The 9046-nt window shown below is 42.3% G+C and carries 6 protein-coding genes; all 6 read left to right on the forward strand.

Annotated elements, in window-relative coordinates; genetic code table 11:
• Window positions 1-54: 54 nt before the first annotated feature.
• The 6 genes from BLR27_RS11090 (at window position 55) to BLR27_RS11115 (ending at window position 8829) form a co-directional block, all read left to right on the forward strand.
• On the forward strand, window positions 55-816 hold the full coding sequence (locus BLR27_RS11090) for a 3-keto-disaccharide hydrolase (RefSeq protein ID WP_090704882.1): 762 nt from the start codon (window positions 55-57) through the stop codon (window positions 814-816).
• A gap of 146 nt (window positions 817-962) precedes the next feature.
• Window positions 963-4055: a PQQ-dependent sugar dehydrogenase gene (locus BLR27_RS11095; protein ID WP_090704884.1), complete on the forward strand. Its 3093-nt coding sequence runs from the start codon at window positions 963-965 to the stop codon at window positions 4053-4055.
• 202 nt (window positions 4056-4257) lie between these two features.
• Window positions 4258-5532, forward strand: a complete 1275-nt coding sequence (locus tag BLR27_RS11100) for an amidohydrolase/deacetylase family metallohydrolase (protein ID WP_090704886.1) — start codon at window positions 4258-4260, stop codon at window positions 5530-5532.
• An 11-nt stretch (window positions 5533-5543) separates the two neighbouring features.
• The gene (locus tag BLR27_RS11105) at window positions 5544-7145 is read left to right on the forward strand and encodes an aminotransferase class V-fold PLP-dependent enzyme (RefSeq protein WP_090704888.1); all 1602 of its coding nucleotides are present in this window, start codon (window positions 5544-5546) and stop codon (window positions 7143-7145) included.
• 56 nt (window positions 7146-7201) lie between these two features.
• Window positions 7202-7639 (forward strand): c-type cytochrome, encoded by a 438-nt coding sequence (locus BLR27_RS11110; RefSeq protein WP_090704890.1) that lies wholly within the window; start codon window positions 7202-7204, stop codon window positions 7637-7639.
• 50 nt (window positions 7640-7689) lie between these two features.
• Window positions 7690-8829 carry a lactonase family protein gene (locus tag BLR27_RS11115; protein ID WP_090704892.1) on the forward strand — a complete coding sequence of 380 codons (1140 nt, stop codon included), beginning with the start codon at window positions 7690-7692 and terminating at the stop codon, window positions 8827-8829.
• Window positions 8830-9046: the final 217 nt, after the last annotated feature.

The raw sequence follows: 9046 nt of genomic DNA on the forward strand, positions 1-9046 counted from the left end.
CAGAAACTAATATAAAGGCAGTAAAGAAAGATTTTTAAATTGAAATAATAAATTATGAACCGATCATTTAATAAAGGACTATTGGTACTGTTTGTTTTGCTGATGAGCAGCAAACTTTCTTTTTCACAGGAAACACTTTTTGAATTTGGTACTTCCAGAAGTATGGAAGCCGTTCTTTCTGGTGCTAAAGTAAAAGATACCCCATTGAAATGGGTTAATGTAAATACAACCAAAGAAACCTGGAAATTGATGAAAGACGGAACACTTTCTAATACAGGACTTCCAATAGGAGTGATACGTTCTGCAAAGCAATATGAGAATTTCATATTACATGTGGAGTGGAAGCATATGGAAGCAGGAGGTAATTCAGGTGTATTTGCCTGGAGTGGTGCTAAGCCTGTAGGAACAAACCCACTTCCTGATGGGGTAGAAATTCAGATGCTTGACCTTGAATGGGTTGACCTCAACTTAAGAAATGGAGTAAGGCCTCCAATTGCTTATGTTCATGGTGAACTTTTTGGTGTTCAGGGTGTATCGACAGTTGCGGATAATCCCCGGGGTGACAGGAGCAAGTCAATTGAAAACCGTGTGAAAGGTAAAGGTGAATGGAATACCTATGATGTTGTTTGTGTTGACGGCGTAATCAAACTATCTGTAAATGGAAAGTTTGTAAACGGTATCAGCAAATCCAGTCAAAAGAAGGGATATCTCTGCCTGGAATCTGAAGGTGCACAAATCTTCTACCGTAATCTTAAAGTTATTGAACTTGCACCAGGTGTTACTTCCGCTGCTGAAACTGCTGCATTATTGCCATAATGCTCTGAAACTAAGTTCTGGAGTATTAAATTTCTGATCAAGCTATTTCCTATATTCGTGTTCTAATCCTTTCAATGCATTTTTTGTCATTGGAAGGATTTAATATTTTATAAAACTACCCCGTACTAAGAAAATTATTCCTTTTAATGAAGCATTACATTCTTCTTCTGTTAGTCCTGATCATTGGTTCCTGCTCTCCAACTAAGAAATCAATAAAGATTCTATATTTTTCTACCGATAGCAACAACCAGAATGCTGGCAAATTAAAAAATGCTGCCATGAAAAATGGCTGGAAGATTATTGTAACTAAAAACAAGCAGTATTTTCATGAAGATTCCCTTTCTAAGATGGATGCTGTTTTTCTGCCTTTTACATCCTTGAATGAGATGGGCTATCAGGAACTTCCAGCCTTGAGGCGTTATCTGGAAGCAGGTCGGGGAGGAATTGTGACGATACAGGATACTGCTTTAGTCCAAACTCAATGGCCCTGGCTGCAATCATGGGAGGAGCGCAAAGATGATACTGAGTGGCTGCAGGATAATGGCTGGATTGCCAGGATGAAGCCTGATTTTAGCGAGGAAGATCTGAGGCAAACAATATCGCGCAAGCTCTCGAACAACAAGATCCCTGATTATGCAGGTATTAAAACCCTGAATGTTCCGGATAGCAGCAGATATACACGCACAGTCTTAGTGCAGGGTCTGGATGAACCAATGGGTATGGCAATTCTTCCAAATAATGACGTTTTGCTTGCTGAGCGGAAAGGCAGCCTTAAGATCTATAACCGATTAACGAAGCAGATAAAAACCATATCGAATTTTAATGTATTCAGTGGCATAGAAGACGGACTTTTAGGTTTGGCAACTGACCCAAAGTTCAGTGAAAACCATTGGATCTATTTTTATTATGCTGTAGCCGGCGATAGATCGGTGAACCGCTTATCAAGATTTGAGCTGTTTGGAGATAGCCTCGTTCAGACATCCGAAAAGGTTTTACTTGAAATACCTACACAGCGAAAATACTGCTGTCATTCAGCCGGGTATATTTCGTTTGATGCGGATGGGCTTCTCTATCTGTCAACAGGCGACAATACCAATGCAGAGGAAACAGAAGGCTATACTCCTGTAGATGAACGACCGGGAAGGGCATTGGCCGACGATCAGGCTACAGCAGCAAACACGAATGACCTAAGAGGTAAGATATTGCGGATCAGGCCTTTGGATAATGGATCCTATGCCATTCCTAAGGGTAATTTGTTTCCGGAAGGTAATCCAAAAGGCCGACCCGAGATCTATGTTATGGGATCCCGGAACCCATATCGCTTTAGTGTGGATAGAAAGAATAACTATTTGTATTGGGGTGATGTGGGGCCTGATACCAAAGTCCCGGGTCAGGATGGTGAGCTGATGAGCTATGATGAAATAAATCAGGCAAGAAAACCAGGCTTTTATGGATGGCCATATTTCCTTGGGAACAATGAGGCTTTTCCGAAGTATGATTATGCAACAAAGACGGAAGGTGCTAAAAAAGATCCTTTAAATCCTGTTAATGATTCCCCGAATAATACCGGGGAAAGGGTATTGCCAGTAGCCCAGCCAGCTATGATCTGGTATGGCAAAAAGACCTCCAAACATTTTCCGGTTTTGGGAAATGGAGGTGCTTCAGCTATGGCGGGACCTGTTTATTATAGTGACCTTTTTCCAAATGCACCTTATAAGCTGCACGACTATTACAATGGCAAATTATTCATTTATGAGTGGATCCGTGGATGGATCATGGCAGTAACTCTGGATGAACATGGCAATTATCTCCGTATGGAGCCATTTTTAAAGCATTATAATTTTAAGGCTCCGGTCGACATGCAGTTTAGTAATGATGGTGCCTTGTATGTTCTTGAATATGGTACGAATTGGTTTTCCAGGAATACGGATGCCAGATTAGTGCGTATTGAATTTGTGGAAGGGAACAGAAATCCTGTGGCAGAGATAGAGATCGATAAGCAATATGGCGCTTCCCCTCTAGCGGTTCAGTTTTCTGGTAAAAAAACACTGGATCACGATCTCACTGATAAATTAACTTACACCTGGACTATTGAAAATAAGCAGCTCCATGGAGTAACCGCAGTTCATACATTTACTAGTCCCGGGGTATACAATGTAACATTGACCGTAACGGATGATAAGGGAGGCCGGGGGCTGGCTACTTCCCAGGTTTTTGTAGGAAATACTCCGCCTGAAGTTCGAATTGAAACAGGTGCGAACCGCAGCTTTTATTGGGATAACTCGATCCTGGATTATAATGTGGTAATAAAAGATAAGGAAGATAAAGCAATCAATCAGGAAAAGATCAATGTTTCATATGGCTATATCGCCCGTGGAAAAGACGTGGCAGTAGTTTTAACGCAGAAGCAGAATTCCGGTAGCTTAAAGTACCTGAAGGGTCAACAACTGGCTGCAACGTTAGATTGTAAATCCTGCCATTCATTGGATAAGGCATCTGTTGGACCTTCATATTTTGCAATTGCAGAGCGTTATACCGGAAAGTATGGTATTGCTGCAAGCCTTTCAGATAAAATTATACAAGGCGGAGGTGGCGTATGGGGAGAACGGGCAATGATTCCGCATCCTGCTCTTTCAAAGGATGATGCTTCAGAAATAGTTAATTATATCCTTTCATTAACGGATAAATCGGCTATTAAGCGTCCATTGGATGATGCTGTAGTACTAAGTGATCATATTGGGAAAGGAACTGAAGGAAGTTATCTGCTTAATGTGAGCTATACCGATCAGGGAGCAAATGGCATAGAACCTTTGCAAAGTCGAAGTCATATTACTTTGAAGAATCCTTATGTTCAGGCAGAAGATTTTGATGATGGAAATGTACGGGTAGCGACTAACACTACCGCTTTTCTTTCTTATGCAAGGGCAATCAATCATTCCACTTATATAAGCTTCAATCAAATTGACCTTACACATATCAAGCAGTTGAAATACCGTGCGGAACCGCAATCCGGAGGAGATATTGAAGTCCGATTAGATAAACCGGACGGCCCACTGATCAGTGCAATCAAAATTCCGCCGGGAATTGCAAAGGATCCGGAAAGCTGGAAAGAATTCCGAAGCGACCTTAATGAAACAAAGGGTGTTCATGATCTGTATTTTGTTTTTAAAGCTCAGGGTGAGAAAAAACAGAACCTGTTTAATCTGGACTGGATCTATTTTTCAAATGAAAGGAAATAGATCAGCAGGTTGCTGTTTGCTTTTTTAGGCCATGATTAATTCCTGCTTCCTGTTTTTTTGTTGATCATTCAGGGATATGCTTCAAATGGCCCATAACCATTGAAATATTACATTAGCGGCCATGAATTTCCAGTATTTTTCCTAATATTTAGCTTTTAATATCGAAAGAAAAAATCTATCCTATCAAATTACACAATTAATAATGCAAAGACTACATCTCATCATTTTCCTGCTGCTTATATCACAGGTTGTCCGGGCTCAATCAGCCGATCCGGAATATGCAGTAATCATTAAAGGCGGCCATGTGATCGATCCTAAAAACAACATCAATGAATTGATGGACGTTGCGATCAATAAGGCCGGTAAAATTGCCGCAGTTTCAAAAAATATTGATCCCAAAACAGCATCGCGGGTAGTAAATGCAAAAGGCCTTTATGTTACTCCGGGAATCATTGACATGCATACTCATAATTTTGCAGGTACTGAGCCTGATAAATATCTAAGAAACAGTTATTATGCGAATCAGCCGGATGGATTTACATTCCGCGTGGGAGTTACAACCGTTGTGGATGCAGGAAGTGCAGGATGGAGAAATTTCGAGAAGTTTAAGGATCAAACCATAGACCGGGCAAGAACCAGGGTTTTGGCTTTCCTGAATATTGTTGGAGAAGGCATGACCGGAGGAGCACCTGAGCAAAACAATGCCGATATGGATGCCCGCTTAACAGCAGATATGGCATTAAAATATAAGGACCTTATTGTGGGTTTCAAAGTCGCGCATTATAATAAGCCAGATTGGGTGCCAATCGACCGGGCTATTGAGGCAGGGAAAATAGCGGGAAATATTCCTGTGATCGTTGATTTTGGAGGAGGTGGTCTTTCATTGGAAGAGCTTACTATGAAAAAGTTCCGTCCCGGCGATATTTACACCCATACTTATGGTGGCGGAGGTAAGGATCGTGAAGCTATTACAGATCCGGCCACGGGTAAATTAAGGCCCTTTGTTTTTGAAGCCAGACAGAGAGGGGTGATCTGGGATGTAGGGCATGGAGCGGCAAGTTTTTCATTTAGTCATGCTATTCCTGCAACTAAAGCAGGGTTTTTCCCTGATGTGATCAGTACCGATCATCATGGGGGAAGTATGAATTCAGCAATGAAAGATATTCTCAATGTGATGAATAAATTTTTAACTCTTGGGATGGAAGTACCGGCGATTATCAACTCAGTGACATGGAAGCCTGCACAAGTAATTCACAGGGAACAATTGGGCAATCTTTCTGTAGGATCTGAGGGTGATGTTACAGTATTGCGTATCCGCAAAGGAAAGTTTGGAGTGTTTGATCAAATGGGTCAGCGGCTTGAAGGTAAGAAACGGTTTGAATGTGAGGTAACGGTCAAAGGCGGGCGGGTTTTTTATGACCTGAATGGTTTAACAAGTCCACTTCCGAGAGTGGCTGGCGGACTTCCAAGCCTGTAATAATATTGAATATGAAAAGAAGAGAATTAATTAAAGGTTTGAGTGTTCTGCCATTGGCAGGAGCAGTTTCAGGATCTAATATACAGTCGGCTTTCGGAGCTGTTCCTTCAATACCGCAAAAAGCCGCAAAAAGCATATATGAAGCCATCGGCGTTCGCCCGCTGATCAATGCAAGAGGTACAGTCACAGTAGTTGGAGCAAGTCAGATCATGCCCGAAGTTCAGCAGGCAATGGATGATGCGGTTCGCGAATACGTACAGATCGATGAGTTAATGGATGCCGTTGGCGAACGTTTAGGAAAATTGACAGGTGCCGAATTTGGCTATGTTAGCTCCGGCGCCTCAGCTGCAATAACTGCGGGTACTGCAGGATGTGTTACAGGTGGCGACCCGGATAAACTTTGGATGATTCCTGATCTTACCGGCATGAAGGATGAAGTGATCATCCCAGCCTATTCCCGCACTGCTTATGATGCTGCGGCGAAGGCTGTTGGTGTTAGGATGGTGGAGGTTTCCACTCTTGAAGACCTGAAGCTGGCTATTGGTCCGCGTACTGCCATGATCCTTGTACTTGCAGGATCCCGTTCCGAAAACGGACCATTATCTTTAAAAGAAATTTCTTCGGTAGCTAAACCACTGGGTGTCCCTATTCTGGTTGATGCTGCTGCTGAAGGTTTGGAAGTTCCAAATCCTCATCTATCCCAGGGTGCAGATCTTGTTGCTTACAGTGGAGGCAAATACCTCCGTGGGCCGCAATGTGCAGGATTACTTATCGGTCGTAAAGATCTGATCATCGCTTCCCGTATCAATGCGGGACCTCATCATGGTTTCGGCCGCGGTTTTAAAGTAGGCCGTGAGGAGATCATGGGGATGTTAGCTGCTGTAGAAATGTGGTTTAAAAGGGATCATGCAGGCGAATGGAAGACATGGGTATCATGGGGTAACCACATCATTAAACGTCTGTCAACTATTCCGGGAGTAAGCACTGACCTGAATGAGCCAAAAGCGCGTTCAAACAGGGCACCTTCTGTGACGGTAAAATGGGATAAATCCGTTATTCCGTTGACAGGAGAGGATATGGAAAAACTTTTATGGGATGGAAACCCGCGGATCGCAGTTAGTGGAGCTGGAAGTTTTCTGCCCTTCCCTCCAAACCTGCAGTCAAATATTAGTGTGGCCACTACATCGCTTCAGGCGGGTGAGGAAAAGATCATAGCTGAGCGCATTTTTGCGATCCTTTCCAAACCCCCAATGATCAAAAGAGCTGCCGGAGCAGCGGCGTTTAACCTTAGCGGACAGTGGGACCTGAAAATGAAGTTCTCTGCAAGTACTGTAGATCAGACATTGATCATTGAGCAGATTGAGAATAGTTTTATTGGAACTCATATCGCAAGTATCGGATCCCGCGATCTGGATGGCACAATACATGGCAGGGATGTTTCGATCAGAAGCTCCTATACGAAAGATGGAGTACGAATTAATTTTTCGTTCACCGGAACAACAGATGGAACTACGATGCAGGGCAAGGTAAGCCTGAGCGAGTATGGTGATGCAGAATGGACAGCAAAACGTCATGATTACCGTCCCGCAGGTTCTCCAAGAGCCAGAGGATAAACATTCAATTTGATGAGCAGTATACAATGGGCGCTTTATTCCGGAAATAAATTAATATGACAGGTTTACGTGTTGTTTTGGTCCTCATTACTGCTGGTTTATGTTTAATCAGTGGAACCAATAAGCTTATTCAGCAGCCCTGGAAAGCTCCGGTTTGGACAGACAGTCTGTATAATCCGTATAATATTGAACCGCTGACTCTTCCACAGGCACAGGAGGTTTACAATTTGTATTGTATTCGATGCCATGGGGGACAAGGACAGGGTTATGCTCAGGAACATACTGCTCAGGAAATGCCTGATTTTAAGCAGGATTGGTTCAGGCAGCAAAGTGATGGTGCTATATACTGGAAAATACGTGAGGGCAGGGGAATAATGCCCGGCTATAAATTAAAATTATCTGATGAGCAGCAATGGCAGCTGGTGGAGTATATCCGGGATCTTTCAAAGCCATTTGACCAGCAAAAAAATCCCTTTAAGTCGTTAAAGGATTGATAATAAATATTTTTTTAACTTTAAGTGACTCAAAATTTAAAAACATAGCTATGAGGAATATTATTTCTTTTTGTATCGCCTTAGTCCTGTTTGTTTCAGGAATTGAATATACACTGGCTCAACCCGACTCGAAAGATATTATCTATGCAGGTACTTCATCCGCCAGAGGAAGTAAGGGAATTTATGTGCTGGAGTTTGATCGTACTCTTGGGAAACTCAAAGAATTGCAAACGGTTACCGAAGGCAGTGGCCCTGGTTTTCTGGCTTTGAGTCCGGGGAAAGATTTTTTGTATTCGATTTACGGCAAAGGCACAGGTACTGATGGAAACGGAGCGGTAATGGCTTTCAAAATAGATCCGTTTACAGGCTTTTTAAAGAAATTAAATGAACAATCAGCTGAAGGAAAGGGGCCTGCACATATTAGTATCGATCCCAAAGGGAGGTTTGCCTATGTTTCAAATTATGGAGAGGGGAGTGTAACTGTTCTTCCCATCAATTCGGATGGATCGCTGGCAAAAGCTACCGACCATGTGAGACATACCGGAAGCAGTATTGATCCCAACAGGCAGACTAAGCCCTATCCTCACTCAACTATTCCTTCCGCTGATGGGAAATTTATTTATGTATGTGATCTGGGAACTGATAAGATTATGATCTATGAGGTATTGGATGGTGGCAAGTTAAAGCCTGCAAAAGTTCCTTTTGTACAGGAGGTGGCCGGATCGGGACCGCGTCATTTTAAGATCCATCCAAATGGTAATTTTGCCTATTCTGTGGATGAGCTATCCAATACCATTGTTGGGTTTAAAGTTGATAAGAAGACTGGAGCCCTGACCATTCTGGAACGTTTAAGTATGCTTCCTGATGGCTATAAAGAAGTGACTTACGCTTCTGATGTGCATTTTTCGCCGGATGGTAAATTTATTTATGCCTCAAACAGAGGGCATGAGAGTTTAGTGATCTACGAGGTGAATGCAAAAAACGGGAAACTAAGTACGATTGGCCATGAACCCACAGGTGGAAAGCATCCGAGGAATTTCATGATCGACAGAAAAGGAGAGTTTGTGCTGGTTGGCAATATGAACACCGACAATGTGGTGATCTTTAACAGAGATGGTAAAACCGGGAAGCTTAAACCTAATGGTGTGCAGTATACTATTCCCGGGATAACCTGTTTGATACAGTTGTAATACCCAAGTAACCTCTGGTCGGTGTGAGCTGGCGCACGCGCAATGTCATTAAGTTAACGTGAGTTCGATATAAGAAATCAGATTTTCAAGAATTATTTTTAGTTTATAACTATTTGATAATCAATAAGTAAGCATATTTTATTATATTTAAGTGTCGAATTTAAAACAAATAATCTATGCTTACTCTTGATAAAATTACAGAAATTTTCTTCCTGGC

Source organism: Daejeonella rubra, assembly GCF_900103545.1.
GTDB classification, from domain to species: domain Bacteria; phylum Bacteroidota; class Bacteroidia; order Sphingobacteriales; family Sphingobacteriaceae; genus Daejeonella; species Daejeonella rubra.